A 16135-nucleotide genomic window follows, 5' to 3' on the forward strand; every position below is an offset into this window, starting at 1 on the left:
CGCCGGTCCTCTCCCTGCCGCCGGCTCCCAGCACGGAGCTGGCCAGCCCCGAGGCCGCGACGGACTTCCTGCGCAACGTGGGGGCGTCCCTCGCGAGCGCCGCGGGCCTGGTCCGCCGGGCGAACACGGCGGATCCGCTCGCCTACCGGATGCTCCGCACCGGCCTGTGGCTGCACCTGTCGCAGCCGCCCGCCCCGGGCGCCAACGGGCGCACGTCGCTGCCCCCCTTCCCTCCCGCGATGCGGGAGCGGCTGGAGCGCATGGCCACCCACTCGCGGTGGGCGGAGCTGCTCGAGGAGGCGGAGTCCGCCCTGGTGCAGCACCGCTTCGCGCTGGAGCTGCAACGCTACGTCGCCAACGCCCTGGCGGGGCTGGGCCCCACGCACGCCACCGCGCGCGAGGCCCTGGTGTTGGAGTTGACCGCGCTGCTGCGCCGGATGCCCGGCGTGGTGGAGCTCATCGCTTCGGATGGCACGCCCCTCACGGACGCCACGACGAAGCAGTGGCTCGGCACAGAGGTCCTGTCCCAGCAGGCCACGCCCTCCGCGCCGCGCGCCCAGAACGTCTTCCTGCCGCCGCTCCAATCCGAGACACCGGCCCCCGCTGGCGGAAGCGCGGCCCTGGAAGAACAGGCCCGTGTCTTGTTTGACACCGGCAAGCCCGAGGAAGCCCTCGCGCGGCTCCAGGCCGCGGTGAATGCGACCACGACCGGACGGGCGCGTTTCATGGCACGCCTTTCCCTGGCACGCATGTGCGCCAACTCCGGCAAACTCTTACTTGCCCAGACGCTGTTCGAGCAGCTCGACGCGGAGTGCAGCGCGAAGCAGCTGGATGCCTGGGAGCCAGCGCTCGCGGCCGCGTGTCTTGAAGGACTCCTGACGTCTGTCATCGCGCAGGCAAAAAGCGAGACACGTCTGGAAATGAATCTACAGCTTCGCTATCGTCGTCTCGCGCAACTGGATGCACCGGCCGCGTTGCGCGTGCGCGTCGAACGACTGGAAGCGACAGCGGAGTCCAACCCGGACCCGACCGCTTCCTAACCCTTTCACCCCAGGAGAAAGCCGAAGATGAGCAAGGAAAACTCCGTCGCCCCGACCGAACGCGTCAACATCGTCTACAAGCCCGCCACTGGCAATGCGCAGGAGCAGGTGGAGCTGCCGCTGAAGACTCTCGTGATGGGAGACTTCACCGGCCGCGAGGACGACCGACCGCTGGAGCAGCGCGCTCCCATCAACGTCGACAAGAGCAACTTCAACGACGTGATGGCCCAGCAGGACCTGCGCGTCACGCTCTCCGCCGCCGACAAGCTCTCCAACGAGGCGGGCGCCACCATGTCCGTCACGCTCCAGTTCAAGAACCTGTCTGACTTCGCTCCCGAAAGCGTCGTCAACCAGGTGCCGGAGCTGAAGAAGCTGCTGGAATTGCGCAGCGCGCTCAACGCCCTCAAGGGGCCCCTGGGCAACCTCCCGGCCTTCCGCAAGAAGTTGCAGTCCATGCTCAACGATGAGGAAGGCCGCAAGAAGCTCATCGAGGAACTCGGCATCAAGCCGGAAGCCATCGCCGCCGCCCCGACCAAGTAATCCGAAACGAGCGCGAACATGAGCACCCAGACCCAGACCCCCAATTCCGCCGCGGAAGCCGCGATCGCTCTTGGCTCCCCCTCGTTGCTCGACGAAATCCTCTCCGAGGCGAAGCTCAAGCCCAAGGACGAGGGCTATGACATTGCCCGCAAGGGCGTGCAGGCCTTCATCACGGAGATGCTGGCGCCGGACCGTGGCGAGGAGCGCATCGACAAGGCGCTGGTGGACGCGATGATCGCGGAGATCGACCAGCGCATGAGCGCGCAGGTCAATGAGATCATCCATGACAAGCAGTTCCAGACGCTGGAGTCGTCCTGGCGCTCGCTCAAGTTCCTGGTGGACCGCGTGGACTTCCGCGAGAACACCCGCGTGGAGATGCTCAACGTCTCCAAGGCGGACCTGCTCAAGGACTTCGACGACGCCCCGGAGGTCGTGAAGTCGGGCCTGTACCGCATCGCCTACTCCAACGAGTACGGCGTCTTCGGCGGCAAGCCCTACGGGCTCATCACCGGCAACTACGACTTCGGGCCCGGCCCGCAGGACGTGGACCTCTTGCGCAAGTGCGCGTCCGTGGCGGCCATGGCGCACGCGCCGTTCATCGCCAACGCCAGCCCGGAGTTCTTCGGCGAGGAGAGCTTCCTCAACCTGCCGAACCTCAAGGACCTCAAGTCCTTCTTCGAGGGCCCCCAGTACGCGCGCTGGCACTCCTTCCGGGAGAGCGAGGACGCGCGCTACGTGGGCCTGTGCCTGCCGCGCTTCCTGCTGCGCCTGCCGTACGGCGAGAAGACGGTTCCGGTGAAGGCTTTCAACTTCACCGAGGACGTCGTGGGCCACCATGACCGCTACCTGTGGGGCTACGCCTCCACGGCGTTCGCCACGCGCGTGACGGACTCGTTCGGCAAATTCCGCTGGAGCCCGAACATCATCGGGCCGCAGTCCGGCGGCGCGGTGGAGACCCTGCCGCTGCACCAGTACGAGGCGATGGGGGAGATCCAGACCAAGATCCCCACGGAGGTCATGCTCACGGAGCGCCGCGAGTTCGAACTCTCCGAAGAGGGCTTCATCGGGCTGGTGTTCCGCAAGGACGCGGACAACGCGGCGTTCTTCTCCGCCAACTCCACGCAGAAGCCCAAGTTCTTCGGCTCGTCGCCGGAGGCCAAGGCCGCGGAGACGAACTACCGGCTGGGCACGCAGCTGCCCTACATGTTCATCATGACCCGGCTCGCGCACTACGTGAAGGTGCTGCAGCGCGAGCAGATTGGCAGCTGGAAGGAGCGCGCGGACCTGGAGCGCGAACTCAACCAGTGGATGAGCCAGTACATCGCGGACATGGATGATCCGGCCCCCGCGGTGCGCTCCCGCCGTCCGCTGCGTGCCGCGCGCGTGACGGTGGAGGACGTGGAGGGTCAGCCGGGCTGGTACCGCTGCAACCTCCAGGTGCGCCCGCATTTCAAATACATGGGCGTGTCCTTCACGTTGTCGTTGGTTGGAAAGCTCGACAAGGAGTGAGCCCCTCACAGCTGAAGTCGCCTGTCGCATCGCCCACGTAGTCAGGGGGGGCTCCATCACACCCGATCCGCCCTCCCGCGGGCCGGGTCCAACGCGCAAGAAGCCAAACGCGCACGAGGTGGCCGAAAATGGCTGAGACAGTACACCTGTACCTGAAGGCGAACGGCAGCGACATCAAGGGTGAGAGCACCCAGACGAGCCTGGGGCGCGAAGGCTCCATCGAGTGCGTCTACTACGAGCAGGAGGTCATCACGGCCCGCGAGGCGGGCTCCGGCCTGGCCACGGGGCGCCGCCAGTACCCGCCCCTGCTCATCCGCAAGCGCATCGACAAGAGCTCGCCGCTGCTCATGAAGGCGCTCGCGGAGAACCAGGTGGTGGAGGGCGTGCTGAAGTTCTTCCGCCCCAACCCCACCGGTGACGGCACCACCGAGCAGTTCTACACGGTGGGCTTCGCGCAGGGCCGCATCGGCAGCATCAAGCAGACGGTGCCCAACACCATCATCCCCGCCACCTCCACCGAGCCGCCCCTCGAGGAGGTCACCTTCGTGTTCCACACCATCAACTGGACGTACACGAACGGTGGCATCACGCACGAGGATTCCTGGGCGACGCAGCGCTAGTCGCAGCCTTCGCGGGGCGTCCTTCCCACGCGGGAAGGACGCTTCGCGGCTGCCCTCTTCCCCATGGCTGAACGAGGACTGCTCTCCCGACTCGCCGCCGGTCAGGGCTCGCTGGTGTCCCAGGGGGACATCGTCGAGTCGGTGGCCGCGCACCTGCGCGTGCTGCTCAACACCCGCCGGGGCGAATCCGCCGCGGCACCGAACTTCGGCATCCTCGACTTCAACGACGTCGTGCACACGTATCCATCCGCCATCCCCAAGATGCAGCAGTCCATCCGCATGGCCATCCAGGAGTTCGAGCCGCGCCTGAAGGGCGTGGTGGTGACGCACCAGCCCAACGAGGACGACCCGACGGCGCTGATGTTCGACATCAGCGCGCAGCTGTCCTGGCGGGGCCAGCGCGGCGCCCTGCGCTTCCACACGCACGTGCACCCGGGCGGCAAGGTGGAGCTGTGGTGAGCCGGGGCCGCGCCACGCGACAAGAGGGGGGACGGGGATGTTCAGCAAGTACTACCTGAGCGAGTTGTCCTACCTGCGGGAGATGGGCCGCGCCTTCGGGCTGGCCAATCCCAGCGTCGCGGGCCTGCTGGTGGAGCGCGGCGCGGATCCGGACGTGGAGCGGCTGCTGGAGGGCTTCGCCTTCCTCACCGCGCGCATCCGCGAGCGCCTGGACGACAACGTCCCGGAGATGGTGCACGGCCTCACGGAGCTGCTGCTGCCCCACTACCTGCGGCCGCTGCCCGCCACCACCATCGTGGAGTTCACCCCGCAGGTGCGGGCGCTGCGCGGACGCTCGCGCATTCCGGCCGGGGCGGAGGTGGCGTCGCAGCCGCTCGACGGCACGTCCTGCGTCTTCCGCACCACGACGGACGTGGACCTGCTGCCGCTGACGCTCCAGGACGCGGTGCTGGATCGCTCGTCGCTGACGTCGCCCGTGCTGCGCCTGTCCTTCCAGACGCACGAGCAGGGCCGCGCGGAGGTGTTCCGCGCTGCGGGCGTGCGCCTCTTCATCCAGGGGGAGTTGTCCGCCAGCTCGCTCGTGCTGCTGTGGCTGTTGCGCTACTGCAAGGCCGTGCGCGTGCGCGGGGCCTCCGACAGCGGCCCGGGCGTCCGGCTGCCACCGGACGCGGTGCGCGCGGCGGGCTTCGAGCGCGACTTCAAGCTGCTGCCCTGGCCCAAGGCCACGGAGGGCTACCGGCTGCTCCAGGAGTACTTCACGCTGCCGGAGAAGTTCCTGTTCTTCGACGTGCGGGGCCTGGACGCGGGCGCCTCCATCGCGGAGGACCGGTTCGAGATCGCCTTCGAGTTGGAGCGTCCGCCGCCCATGGACGCGCGAATCACCCGGGAGATGTTCCGCCTGCACTGCGCACCGGTCATCAACCTGTTCCAGGTGCCCGCGGATCCCATCCTCCACCACGCGTTGGACCGTGAGCACCTGCTGCGGGCCTCGGACCTGCCGCCGCAGCACGCGGAGATCTACGCGGTGGACGCGGTGACGGGCATGCAGGCCGGCCGCAACGAGCGCCGCGCGTACCGGCCCTTCTTCGACTTCGAGCACACCCGGGGCGAGGGCGCGGAGACGTCCTTCTTCCGCGTGCGGCGCGTGCACTCGCCCATCGACGACGGCATCGACACCTACCTCACGCTGGAGACGCCCCGGGACGTGGCGCCGCTGCTCGGCTCGGAGGAGGTGCTCTCCATCGACCTGACGTGCACCAACCGCTCCCTGCCCTCGCGGCTGCAGGTGGGCGACCTCACGGCCTCCACGTCGGCGTCGCCCACGCAGGCGAAGTTCAGGAACATCGCCCCGGTGAGCCGGCCCGCGCGCGCGCCCCTGGGCTCGGAGCTGCACTGGCGGCTCTTGTCGCACCTGGCCGTGAACCAGCGCTCGCTGTCGGACGCGGCGGCGCTGCGGCGGCTCTTGGACCTCTACAACTTCCAGGCGCTGGCGGACAACCTGGCCTCGCGCGCCAGCCGGCAGCGCGTGGACGCCGTGCGGGCGCTGAACGCGAAGCCCGTGACGCGCTTCCTGGAGGGCTCGCCCCTGCGCGGCAGCCTCACCGTCATCGACGTGGACGAGAAGAACTTCCAGGGCGTGGGAGACGCCTTCCTCTTCGGCTGCATCCTGGACGAACTGCTGGCGTCGAACGTGACCATCAACTCCTTCAGCGAGCTGAACGTCCGCCTCCACCCCTCTCAGACGGAGTTCTCGTGGCGCCCGAGGAACGGCTCCCAGCGCATCTCGTAGAGGCCGGCCGTGAACTCGCGGACGCCGCACCCCGGCTGGGGTTCTTCCCGCTCGTGGCCTACCTGGAGCGCCTGACGGAAGGCGCCGTGCGGGTGGGCGACGTGGGGCCGGTGAGCGAGGAGATGATCCGCTTCCGGCACGACCCTTCGCTGGGCTTTTCTTCCGGAGACGTGAGCAGCGTCACCCTGCGCGAGGTGCCCGTGCGCGCGGAGGACCCGTCCGCGCGCCGTCCCCTCTTCGAGGTCGCCACCCGCTTCCTCGGGCTCACCGGCACCGTCAGCCCGCTGCCCATGTACCTGGCGGAGGAGGTGGCCCAGGAGGACCCGGACCACGCCGTGCGGCGCGAGTTCCTGGACCTGTTCCACCACCGGCTCCTGTCCCTGCTCTACCGGCTGGAGGCCCGCTACCGCGTCACCAGCGAGTCCAACACCGGCTTCACGGACCAGTGGTCCCGGCGGCTGCTGGCGCTCGCGGGGTTCGACACCTACGAGCAGCACGCCGACAGCAAGCTGCCCACCGCGCGGCTGCTGCGAATCGTCCCGCTCCTGGCCAGCCAGGTGCGCACCGCGGAGAAGCTGGAGGTGGCGCTCCAGGAGGCGTTGGGCGAGGACCTGGAGGGGGCGTCCGTCACCGTGCGCCAGTTCATCGGGCGCTGGGTGGATATCGACGCGCGGACGCGGCTGGGCCACTCGTTCCACCAACTGGGGCGCAACATGCTCCTGGGCGGCAAGGCGTTTGACAGGACGGGGAAGCTCCAGCTCGCCATCGGCCCGCTTCCGCCGCGCGCCTACAAGCGCCTGCTGCCGGACGGGGACCTCTTGCCCCTGGTGCGCGAGGTGATGGCGCTCTTCCTGCGCGACCCCCTGGAGTACGAGCTGGAGCTGGGGCTCACCGAGAGCGTCCGTCAGACGTTCTTCCTTTCGATGCACGACCACAGAGCGTCGCGGCTGGGCCGGGACACGTGGCTCGGCAACGGCCAGCAGAACCGTTTGAGCGTCCCCGGCGCGTGACCTTCGCGCCACCGGCTCCCTGGGGCTCACGGCCCCCAGGGAACCCGGGCCCCCGTTTCATGCCGTCGAGGAGGGTGTTCCCATCCGTGTCGACCCCAAGGCGCTCGTCCGTCGCCTGACGCCTACGTCCACCCGCCTGTTGGAGGCGGCCGTCGCCCGCGCCAGCACGGGACGCTTCTATGAAATCGTCGTCGAGCACCTGCTCGCGCAGTTGCTGGAGGCGGAGGACTCCGACGTCGCGCGCATCCTGAGCCACTTCCAGGTGGACCGCCGGAGGCTGGCCACGAGCGTGGACCGCGCCCTCCAGGGCATGCGCGCCGGCACCCCGGGCCGGCCCGTGTTCTCCGAGACGCTCTTCCAGTGGATTGAGGACGCGTGGTTGCAGGCGTCCGTGGAGCAGGGGGCCACGCGCCTGCGCTCCGGCGTGCTGTTCGCCCAGTTCATCACCCGGCGCAGCCGCTACACGGCGGAGCTGTTCCCGGAGCTGGACGCCATCTCGCGCGACGAGCTGATGGACTCGCTGGAGGTGGTGCTGCGCCCGTCCGCGGAGACGGTGGAGGTGGCGCCGCCGGAGGCTTCCACGGGAGGAGGCGCGCAGGGCGCGCAGGCGGGAGGGCGCGGGGACGAGTCGCTCAAGCGCTTCACCACGTCATTCACCGGCCGCGTGCGCGAGGGGAAGATCGACCCCATCTTCGGCAGGCACCGGGAGATCCGCCAGATGGTGGACATCCTATCGCGGCGCCGGAAGAACAACCCCATCCTGGTGGGCGAGCCGGGCGTGGGGAAGACGGCGCTCGTGGAGGGGCTGGCGTGGGCCATCGTGAAGGGCGAGGTGCCGGACGCGCTGAAGAACGTGGAGCTGCTGGGGCTGGACCTGGGCCTGCTGCAGGCCGGCGCGGGCGTGCGCGGTGAGTTCGAGAACCGCCTCAAGGCCGTCATCTCCGAGGTGAAGGCCTCCCCCACTCCCATCGTGCTCTTCATCGACGAGGCGCACACCATCATCGGCGCGGGAGGCTCCGCGGGCGGCAGCGACGCGGCGAACCTGCTCAAGCCGGCGCTCGCGCGAGGCGAGCTGCGCACGCTCGCCGCCACCACCTGGAGCGAATACAAGAAGTACTTCGAGAAGGACGCCGCGCTGGAGCGCCGCTTCCAGCCCGTGAAGGTGGAAGAGCCGGGCGTGGAGGACGCGGAGCTGATGCTGCGCGGCCTGAGGGCCACCTACGAGGCCGCGCACGGCGTCACCATCCGCGACGAGGCCGTCACCGCCGCCGTGCGCCTGTCCCAGCGCTACATCTCCGGCCGGCAGCTTCCGGACAAGGCGGTGGACCTGCTCGACACCGCGGCGGCGCGGGTGAAGATTGAACAGTCCACGCGGCCCGACGAGCTGGTGGCCCTGGAGCAGCAGATCGCCGGCCTGGAGCGCGAGCGCGATGCCCGCCAGCGCGACCTGTCCGAAGGCCACCCGGGTGACGCGGGCGCGGTGGAGCAGGTGGAGGAGCGGCTGGCCGCGGTGAGGGATCAGCTCGCCACGCTGCACGGCCGCTGGGAGGTGGAGCGGGCGGCGGTGGCGCGGCTGTCGGCGGCACGCAAGGCGCTCGCCACGTCCGCGCCGGATGCGGACCGGCAGCCGCTGCGGGCGGAGGTGGACGGGGCCTCCGCGAAGCTCTCGCAGGCGCGCGGTGAGGAGCCGCTGGTGCACGCGGACGTGGACGCGGACATCGTGGCGCGCGTCGTGTCGAGCTGGACGGGCGTGCCCGTGGGCAAGATGCGCAGCGACCTGATTGAAGCGGTGCTGAGCCTGGAGACGAAGCTGGCCTCGCGCGTGCGCGGTCAGGACGCGGCGGTGCGCAAGGTGGCGGAGATCATCCGCATCTCCCAGGCGGGCATCCGCAACCCCGACACGCCCATTGGCGTGCTGCTCTTCGTGGGCCCCAGCGGCGTGGGCAAGACGGAGACGGCGCTCGCGCTGGCCGACAGCCTCTACGGCGGCGAGCGGTTCATGACGACGCTCAACATGAGCGAGTTCCAGGAGAAGCACACCGTCTCCCGGCTCATCGGTTCGCCCCCGGGCTACGTGGGCTACGGCGAGGGTGGCCTGCTGACGGAGGCGGTGCGCCAGCGGCCCTACTCCGTGGTGCTGCTCGACGAGTGCGAGAAGGCCGACCTGGAGGTGATGAACCTCTTCTACCAGGTGTTCGACAAGGGGATGCTCACGGACGGCGAGGGCCGCGCCGTGGACTTCCGCAACACGGTCATCATCCTGACGAGCAACCTCGCGTCGGAGCTCGTGATGCGGATGTTCGAAGGGGACGCGACGCCCACGTCCGACCAGGTGACGACGGCGATCCGCCCCGCCCTGAGCCAGCACTTCAAGCCGGCGCTGCTGGCGCGCATGACCATCGTGCCCTTCGGGCCGGTGCAGCGCGACGTGATGCGGCAGATCGCCGAGATGAAGCTCGACAAGCTGGTGGGCCGGCTGCGCACGGCGCACGGCGTGGAGACGACGCTCGCGCCGGAGCTGTTGGACGAGCTTGCCCGCCGCTGCACCGAATCCGAGACGGGCGCGCGCAACCTGGAGCAGATCCTCCAGGGCTCGCTGATGCCGGCCCTGTCGCGTGAATTGCTGCAGAAGCTGGCGGGCGGCGCGGTGCCTCCCCGCCTGCACATCGCACTGACCGCCGAAGGGGACTGGGCCCTCCAGTTCTCCGGAGCCTGAGCCGGATGGCGACCTCCATGATGAAACGACAGGGATTGCTCACAGCCGTCGCGCTGGGCCTGCTGGTGGGGTGCGCCACCACCGCGCCCGCGCCCCGGCTCTGCCAGAAGGACGCCGGTTTCAACGAGCGCTCCGCGCCCACGCCGGACCTGTGGTTCGCGCTCTTGCTGCACGGCTACGACAAGGACCGCAACGTGGTGCCCCGGCCCGCGGTGGACTGCTCGGGCGCGCCCGTGGTCTGGCAGGACCCGAACCAGGACGAGTGCCGCGAGCCGGGCCCGCCCTCCGAGCCCCTGCCCCCGCCGGCGCAGCTGACGGAGCAGGACCTGGTGCTGGAGACCCTCCAGGCCCGCGAGCGGCTGGTCTGGGTCATCACGCGCCGGTACACCAACGGCGAGGGCGTGGGCCCCGTCGCGAGGGTGCACACGACGGAGACCGGCTTCTCCGTGGAGGCGCTGGGCACGCTGCGCGCGCTGCCGCTGCACGCGAAGCTGCGGATGGAGCGCGTGGCCGGCACGGAGGTCCTGGTGGCGGAAGGGGACGCCTGCACCACCGACGCGTCGGAGGAGCAGGTCTGCCGGCGCGCGGTGCGCATCATGCCCCTGCGCAGCCACCGCTTCTTCGGGGAGGCCGTGTCCAGCAAGGACAAGGCGTGCCTGGGCGCCGCGTGGTTCCCGCTCAGCCGCGAGCTGTCGTTCACGCTGCCCAACGGCCTGCGCCGGACGTATGAGCTGGCCTCGACGGTGTCGTTCAAGTCCGACGGCATCACCGTGCAGGAGCAGGTGCAGGTGAGCGATTCGGATCCGAAGCAGCCGGCCGTGGCGCCCCGCCTCTACCGCCGCGCGCAGGACCACCGGGAGCTCACGGTGCAGGACAGCGTCCTCACGGGCAGCGCGCCGTCGCTGTGGGTGCGGATGATCGAGCAGCAGGTGCTGGCCGGAGCGAAGCCGCTGCCGGAGCAGGTGGTGGTGCCGCTCGAGGCCCCGCCCGAACCGAAGGACAGCGCTCCGAAGACGGCGTCCGGCGCGAAGCCCTGAAGCTCTTGCCGTAGCGATTCCACCTTCGTCGGAAAAACGCCCGGGAATGCGGGCGGGGGGCTGTATGGCACGAACGCAAGCACCGGCCTATTCGCTGCAGGTCGGCTCCCACGGGGCGGACACCCTCGTCGTGAGCCGCTTCTCCGGCACGGAGGCCCTCAGCCGTCCCTATGAGTTCGTCATCGACTTCCACGCCATGGACGGGGAGCCGCTGACGCACGCGGAGCTGATCAACACCCCCGCGCTGCTCCAGGTGCGGGTGGGCCAGGCCGCCGCGAGGAGCGTGCACGGGCGCGTGTTCCGCGCCGAGTCCCTGGGACAGGTGGGCGGGCGCTGGTGCTACCGGGTCTGGGTGGGCCCGCGGGTGCTGAGCCTCCAGCACGTGCGCCGCAGCCGGCTCTTCCAGCACCAGACGGTGCCGGAGGTGGTGAAGGCCGTGCTGGACGAGGCGGGCGTGGAGCTGAATCTCTCACTCCAGGGCAGCTACACCGCGCGCGAGTATTGCGTGCAGTACCGCGAGTCGGACCTCGACTTCGTCCGTCGGCTGCTGGAGTGGGAGGGCATCTTCTTCTACTTCCAGCACACCGGGGACTCGCACACGATGGTGCTGGGAGACAGCGCCGGTGCGCACGAGCCGCTGCCCGGGGGGAGCACCCTGCCGCTGCGCGACGACGACGGGCGCACGGTCGAAGGCGAGTACCTCCACGCCCTGCAGGCCGTCCGGCGACTGCGCCCGGGCGCCGTGCACCTGAAGGACTACGACTTCGAGAAGCCCGCGGTGGACACCTCCGCGAAGGCCGCGTCGGAGGGCGTGGCGGCCCTGGAGCTGTACGACTACCCCGGCGAGTACGTCGCTCCTACCACCGGCAAGGGCGCGGCGAAGGTGCGCATGGAGGAGAAGGCGCAGGGCAGCCACACCTTCGCCGGCGAGAGCGTGTGCCCCAGGCTGACGCCGGGCTACCAGTTCGACGTGGACTCGCCCGGGGACGGCGCCTTCGCCGGGGAGTACACGGTGGTGGAGGTGGTGCACACGGGGCTGCAGCCGGACACGCTCGGGGGGGCTGAAGCGCTCCAGGGGCTGTACCAGAATCACTTCCGCCTGCTGCCCGCGAGCGTGCCCTTCCGGCCCCGGCGCCTCACGCCCGTGCCGCACATCTCCGGCGTGCAGACGGCGACGGTGGTGGGGCCCGCGGGAGAGGAGATCCACACCGACACGCACGGCCGCGTGAAGGTGCTGTTCCACTGGGACCGGGAGGGCGCGCGGACCGACAAGTCCTCGTGCTGGGTGCGCGTAGGCCAGGCCTGGGGAGGCCCGGCCTGGGGGCATGTCTACCTGCCACGCATCGGCCAGGAGGTGCTGGTGCGCTTCCTGGAGGGCAACCCCGACCGGCCGCTCATCGCGGGCACCGTCTACAACGGCGGCAATCCCACGCCGTACGCCCTGCCGGACGAGAAGACGAAGTCGACGCTGAAGAGCGCCTCCAGCCTGGGCAGCGAGGGCTTCAACGAGTTCCGCATCGAGGACGCCGCGAGCGACGAGGAGATCTTCATCCATGCGCAGAAGGACAAGGACCTCCTGACGGAGAACGACAAGGCGCAGGCGGTGGTGGGCTACGAGGACCTGCTGGTGAAGAAGGTCCGCGTGAGGACCATCGAGGGTCACCAGACGCTGTCCGTCTCGCTGGATGACGCAAGCGTCGTGGAGGGCGACCAGACGCTCCAGGTGCGCGGCAACCGCTCCACGGGCACGGTGGCGGACCACGCCGAGGAGGTGGAGGGCAACCAGTCCGTCGTCGTGGCGAAGACCTTCACGGGCTCCATCACCCAGGCGGCCCTGGAGACGGTGGGCGCGGCCAAGGCGCTCACCATCGGGGGTGGCTACGCCGTCAGCGTGGGGCTCGCGATGAACGAGGCGGTGGGCGGCCTGGCGTTCCGTCAGACGGGCGCGGCCTACACGGAGCTCGTCCTGGGCAGCCGCCAGGAGACCATCGCGAAGGACAAGGACGCGAAGGTCGGCGGGGATTGGAACTCGGAGGTGACCGGGGGCGCCACGGTGACCGTGGGCAAGGACACGGGCGAGAACAGCAAGACGACCCACCTGCAGGTGACGGAGCCGGCGGCGTGGCTCGCGAAGACCTTCCAGTTGAAGGCCGACACTTTCTCCATCATCGTCAACGGCAAGCGCGTCATCCACGTCGAGAAGTCCGGCAAGGTCCTGCTCCAGGCGAAGACCTTCACGCTGGACGGCTCCTCGGACATCAAGCTGAAGGGCAGCAAGGTCCAGATGCTCGCTGCGGCCGCCCCGCCCTCCGCGCAAGTGCAGGCGCTCAAGCTCGCCGCCATCCCCGTCAACAAGCCACCCAACCCCCATGGGAAGAAGGGAGGGCCGGAACACCAGGCCAAGACCCAGGAAGTGGTTGACGGCATCAGATCACGAGGTCTTCAACCACGCCCGGAGTACCGGGTGAAGACTCCCGGCGGTGCCAAGAAAGCGAGATATGTCGATGTCGTGGGCATAGACCGTGATACAAAGCAAGTGGTCGAGATGCACCAGATCGGTCGACAGACAATGGGGGGCAACCCGGTTTCGCGCGAGGTGAAGGCGCTCGACGACATCCAACGCGCCACCGGAGTCCGGCCTCAGTTCCATCCCTACAATCCTTGAGGCACATCCATGGGACGGCAGATTGCACTTTGCCTTTTGGACAGCGACTTGGAGCTCTTGGAAGGGGAGCTTCGGAAGGGAGAAGACTTCCGGATCATCCAGGACCTGTCGGACAGGCCTGAAGCCACCGAGGCGGTGGGGGGACTCCGCCAGCAGCGGCAGATGGCATTCCTGGTCCTGACCAAGGACCTGCCGCACGTCCGGCTTCGACCGATTCCGGGCAAGACGAGCTACTACGTGGACCAGCTCACGTCCCCAGTCATTGAGTTCTCCGCGTGCTGGTGGAATGGCTCGGAGATGCGCCCGGGGCGATTGTTCTTCGACCCCAAGCCCTATTTCGAAGGGACGACACAGGTTGAGAAGCCCGAAGGCTTCCTGAAGTGGTCGAACTGGATCATGGCCACCAGCCGAAAGGTCCTGACCTTTGATCGCGAAACGGGGGCACTCTGGGGAGCGGAAGCCAGGAGATTGCGTGACGCATCGGGAGTGAAGCTGCTTTCCTTGTGACGCAGCCCATGGACGCCCTGACCGCCCTCAAGAAGCACCCGAAGTTCCCCTTCTCCGGCTACCGCGAGGACGAGGAGCAGTTCCTGATGTCGCAGATGTACTGGCTGGAGCTGTTCAAGTCCGTAGCCCAGCAGACGAAGGACTCCTGGACGGGGTGGATGGCGCCCCTTCCGGACAGGGACGGCTCACTCATCTTCAGCACGCTTTGCCCCGAACTCGCCCGCGGAGTCATCTTCAATCAATACACTCCCACTGTGGACGACGTGCTGCACGACCAGGGGGGCAATTACCATCCTTTCGTCGCCTGGGTGGCCGAGTTCGGGGATGCTCAGGATGGACCCGTTATCGAGCACCTGACCATCAACAGCGAGATCTCCGCCGGGTGTGAACCGCTCTGCCTGCGCTTGTTGACGGCATATGTCGTGGAGAAGCGCTCCCGTCCGGAGATGGAGGAGATGATCCGCACGCTGGAGGAGCAGCTCTACGGCCCGGTGGTTTCCCCTCCCTGATTCTCTGCCAGGAGCCCATGCGCATGGACAACGTGCAGCGGTTGGTGGCGCGGCGGGTGGAGAAGCTGCTGGAGCAGCTCGCGTCGCTGGTGGCGCGGGGACGGACGGGCGAGGACCTGCCTGCCATTGGCGTCACGCTGCACCTGGCGCATGGCCATCAGGTGAGCGGCGAGCTGCTGGACTACCTCCCGAAGGAGGCGGTGCTGCTGGCGTTGAAGAAGGAGGCGCTGTCACGGTCCGAGTCGGTGACGTACGTGGACCTGGCGTCGGTGGTGGCAGTGACGGTGACGGACGCGGGCCGGCTCGCACAGGTGCCCGGGATGGTGCGGCCCCTGCCCACGCGCTCCGACCTGCAGAAGCTGGCGGAGCAGCTCGCCAAGGGCATCACCGAACAGTTCTGGCCCAGCGAGGGAACGCTGGGCGGGCAGGTGCTGCGCTTCGAGGTGGACTGGGTGGGGCTGGACGACGAACCGGGGCGGCTCGCGATGGAACTGGCATTGAACGTCGCCGCGCATGCGTTGAGGGAGCTGGGGCGGAGCGAGAAGCACGGACGTGACGCCATCCGGAGCATCGCGACCGTGCGCTTCGTGAAGGGCAAGGAGACCGCGGCGAGCCTGGACGGGGACACCGGCACCGTGACGGTGGGCCCCGGGGGCGCGCCCACGGTCCAGGCATTCCGAAAGGGCTTCACCGCGGGGCGGTGAGCGCATCCATCCATGGGACATCCCTCCATCGAGAACGAGACGCCGTTCGCCCACGCCCTGATGGGGCTGGCGGACGAGGAGGGGCGTCCCCTGCTCCTGATCGTGGTCAAGGCCACGTACACGTTGACCGCGACAGGGCTGCGACTCGCGGAGCAGCAGGTGCCCGTCAATTGGAGTGGCGAGTCCTGGGGCAAGCCCGGCGAATCCAGCGAGCGGTACGAGTCCGAGGGGGCCTTCTTCAAGCCCGCGACGGACGTGGTGCTCCTGGGCCATGCGTATCCGGAGCGCAAGGGCGCCACGGAGGCGCTGGTGGTGCTCCAGGCAGGCCCGCTGAAGAAGGCCGTGCGCGTGGTGGGCGAGCGCACGTGGTTCAAGAGCCTGGGACGCGTCGCCGCGACGAAGCCCCTGCCCTTCGACAGGCTTCCGCTGACATGGGAGCGCGCGTTCGGAGGTTGGGACCGGACGGACGCGCAGCGGCCCGCCTTCGAGCCACGCAATCCCGTGGGCACGGGCTTCCGGGCCAGTCCCCGCCACTTCGAGGAAGGGCTGATGCTGCCCAACCTGGAGGACCCGGTGGACCCCGTGCGCGACTTCGGCCAGCGGGTGACGCCAGCGGGGTTCGGCTTCACGTCGCCGCACTGGCAGCCGCGCGCGAAGTACGCCGGCACCTACGACGACGCCTGGCACCAGACGCGCAAGCCGCTGTTGCCCAGGGACTTCGACCGGCGCTTCTTCAATGCGGGAGCGCCGGGGCTTGTCGCTCCCGGCTACCTGAAGGGTGACGAGCCGATCATCATCGCGGGGGCGTCCCCCCTGGGCCGACTGTCCTTCACGCTCCCAGGTCAGTCACCCGAGGTGACGGTGGAACAGGCCAGCGCAGAGGACTCCAGGCCCGGCATGCCCCTGGACACGGTCATCCTGGATCCAGATGAGAACCAGGTGCTGCTGCTGTGGCGAGGACACGTGGTGCTGCGGGACGGTATCCATGACGTGCGAGGGCTGCGCATCACGGTGGCGAAGCAGCCTTGAG

At 69.0% G+C, this 16135-nt stretch carries 14 protein-coding genes; all 14 read left to right on the forward strand.

What is annotated here, in order from left to right:
• Positions 1–1040 (forward strand): type VI secretion system domain-containing protein (locus D7X12_RS05845; RefSeq protein WP_208718841.1); only part of this gene is annotated, 1040 nt, incomplete at its 5' end.
• A 27-nt stretch (positions 1041–1067) separates the two neighbouring features.
• Positions 1068–1580, forward strand: coding sequence for a type VI secretion system contractile sheath small subunit (gene tssB / locus D7X12_RS05850; RefSeq protein WP_120624270.1), 513 nt, complete (start codon positions 1068–1070; stop codon positions 1578–1580).
• A gap of 18 nt (positions 1581–1598) precedes the next feature.
• Positions 1599–3089 (forward strand): type VI secretion system contractile sheath large subunit, encoded by a 1491-nt coding sequence (tssC, locus tag D7X12_RS05855; RefSeq protein WP_120624271.1) that lies wholly within the window; start codon positions 1599–1601, stop codon positions 3087–3089.
• A 128-nt stretch (positions 3090–3217) separates the two neighbouring features.
• The gene (gene tssD, locus D7X12_RS05860; RefSeq protein ID WP_120624272.1) at positions 3218–3709 is read left to right on the forward strand and encodes a type VI secretion system tube protein TssD; all 492 of its coding nucleotides are present in this window, start codon (positions 3218–3220) and stop codon (positions 3707–3709) included.
• A 63-nt stretch (positions 3710–3772) separates the two neighbouring features.
• Positions 3773–4168, forward strand: a complete 396-nt coding sequence (gene tssE / locus D7X12_RS05865; RefSeq protein ID WP_120624273.1) for a type VI secretion system baseplate subunit TssE — start codon at positions 3773–3775, stop codon at positions 4166–4168.
• Positions 4169–4205: 37 nt separating this feature from the next.
• Complete coding sequence (gene tssF / locus D7X12_RS05870) at positions 4206–5957, forward strand: type VI secretion system baseplate subunit TssF (protein WP_120624274.1); 1752 nt, start codon at positions 4206–4208, stop codon at positions 5955–5957.
• Positions 5921–6967: a type VI secretion system baseplate subunit TssG gene (tssG, locus tag D7X12_RS05875; protein WP_208718843.1), complete on the forward strand. Its 1047-nt coding sequence runs from the start codon at positions 5921–5923 to the stop codon at positions 6965–6967. The genes tssF and tssG overlap by 37 nt, the downstream gene beginning before the upstream one ends.
• Before the next feature lie 115 nt (positions 6968–7082).
• On the forward strand, positions 7083–9683 hold the full coding sequence (gene tssH, locus D7X12_RS05880) for a type VI secretion system ATPase TssH (protein WP_279637150.1): 2601 nt from the start codon (positions 7083–7085) through the stop codon (positions 9681–9683).
• A gap of 17 nt (positions 9684–9700) precedes the next feature.
• Positions 9701–10720, forward strand: coding sequence for a hypothetical protein (locus D7X12_RS05885; protein WP_147443537.1), 1020 nt, complete (start codon positions 9701–9703; stop codon positions 10718–10720).
• 64 nt (positions 10721–10784) lie between these two features.
• A complete protein-coding gene (locus tag D7X12_RS05890) occupies positions 10785–13385 on the forward strand; it encodes a type VI secretion system Vgr family protein (protein WP_120624277.1) in 2601 nt (866 codons plus the stop codon).
• 9 nt (positions 13386–13394) lie between these two features.
• On the forward strand, positions 13395–13892 hold the full coding sequence (locus D7X12_RS05895) for a hypothetical protein (protein ID WP_120624278.1): 498 nt from the start codon (positions 13395–13397) through the stop codon (positions 13890–13892).
• Positions 13893–13900: 8 nt separating this feature from the next.
• On the forward strand, positions 13901–14401 hold the full coding sequence (locus tag D7X12_RS05900) for a hypothetical protein (protein WP_147443538.1): 501 nt from the start codon (positions 13901–13903) through the stop codon (positions 14399–14401).
• 17 nt (positions 14402–14418) lie between these two features.
• Positions 14419–15105 (forward strand): hypothetical protein, encoded by a 687-nt coding sequence (locus D7X12_RS05905; RefSeq protein WP_120624280.1) that lies wholly within the window; start codon positions 14419–14421, stop codon positions 15103–15105.
• A 12-nt stretch (positions 15106–15117) separates the two neighbouring features.
• Positions 15118–16134, forward strand: a complete 1017-nt coding sequence (locus D7X12_RS05910; protein ID WP_120624281.1) for a DUF2169 family type VI secretion system accessory protein — start codon at positions 15118–15120, stop codon at positions 16132–16134.
• The last annotated feature ends 1 nt before the right edge of the window (position 16135 follow it).

The organism is Corallococcus sicarius, from assembly GCF_003611735.1.
Classification (GTDB): Bacteria; Myxococcota; Myxococcia; order Myxococcales; family Myxococcaceae; genus Corallococcus; species Corallococcus sicarius.

What these genes read in the sequence shown, in the direction of transcription:
- tssD (WP_120624272.1), top strand. Translation starts at nt 3,218, where the DNA reads ATGGCTGAGACAGTACACCTGTACCTGAAGGCGAACGGCAGCGACATC.
- tssB (WP_120624270.1), top strand. Translation starts at nt 1,068, where the DNA reads ATGAGCAAGGAAAACTCCGTCGCCCCGACCGAACGCGTCAACATCGTC.
- D7X12_RS05905 (WP_120624280.1), top strand. Translation starts at nt 14,419, where the DNA reads ATGCGCATGGACAACGTGCAGCGGTTGGTGGCGCGGCGGGTGGAGAAG.
- D7X12_RS05895 (WP_120624278.1), top strand. Translation starts at nt 13,395, where the DNA reads ATGGGACGGCAGATTGCACTTTGCCTTTTGGACAGCGACTTGGAGCTC.
- D7X12_RS05890 (WP_120624277.1), top strand. Translation starts at nt 10,785, where the DNA reads ATGGCACGAACGCAAGCACCGGCCTATTCGCTGCAGGTCGGCTCCCAC.
- tssC (WP_120624271.1), top strand. Translation starts at nt 1,599, where the DNA reads ATGAGCACCCAGACCCAGACCCCCAATTCCGCCGCGGAAGCCGCGATC.
- tssF (WP_120624274.1), top strand. Translation starts at nt 4,206, where the DNA reads ATGTTCAGCAAGTACTACCTGAGCGAGTTGTCCTACCTGCGGGAGATG.
- D7X12_RS05900 (WP_147443538.1), top strand. Translation starts at nt 13,901, where the DNA reads ATGGACGCCCTGACCGCCCTCAAGAAGCACCCGAAGTTCCCCTTCTCC.
- tssE (WP_120624273.1), top strand. Translation starts at nt 3,773, where the DNA reads ATGGCTGAACGAGGACTGCTCTCCCGACTCGCCGCCGGTCAGGGCTCG.
- D7X12_RS05910 (WP_120624281.1), top strand. Translation starts at nt 15,118, where the DNA reads ATGGGACATCCCTCCATCGAGAACGAGACGCCGTTCGCCCACGCCCTG.
- D7X12_RS05885 (WP_147443537.1), top strand. Translation starts at nt 9,701, where the DNA reads ATGATGAAACGACAGGGATTGCTCACAGCCGTCGCGCTGGGCCTGCTG.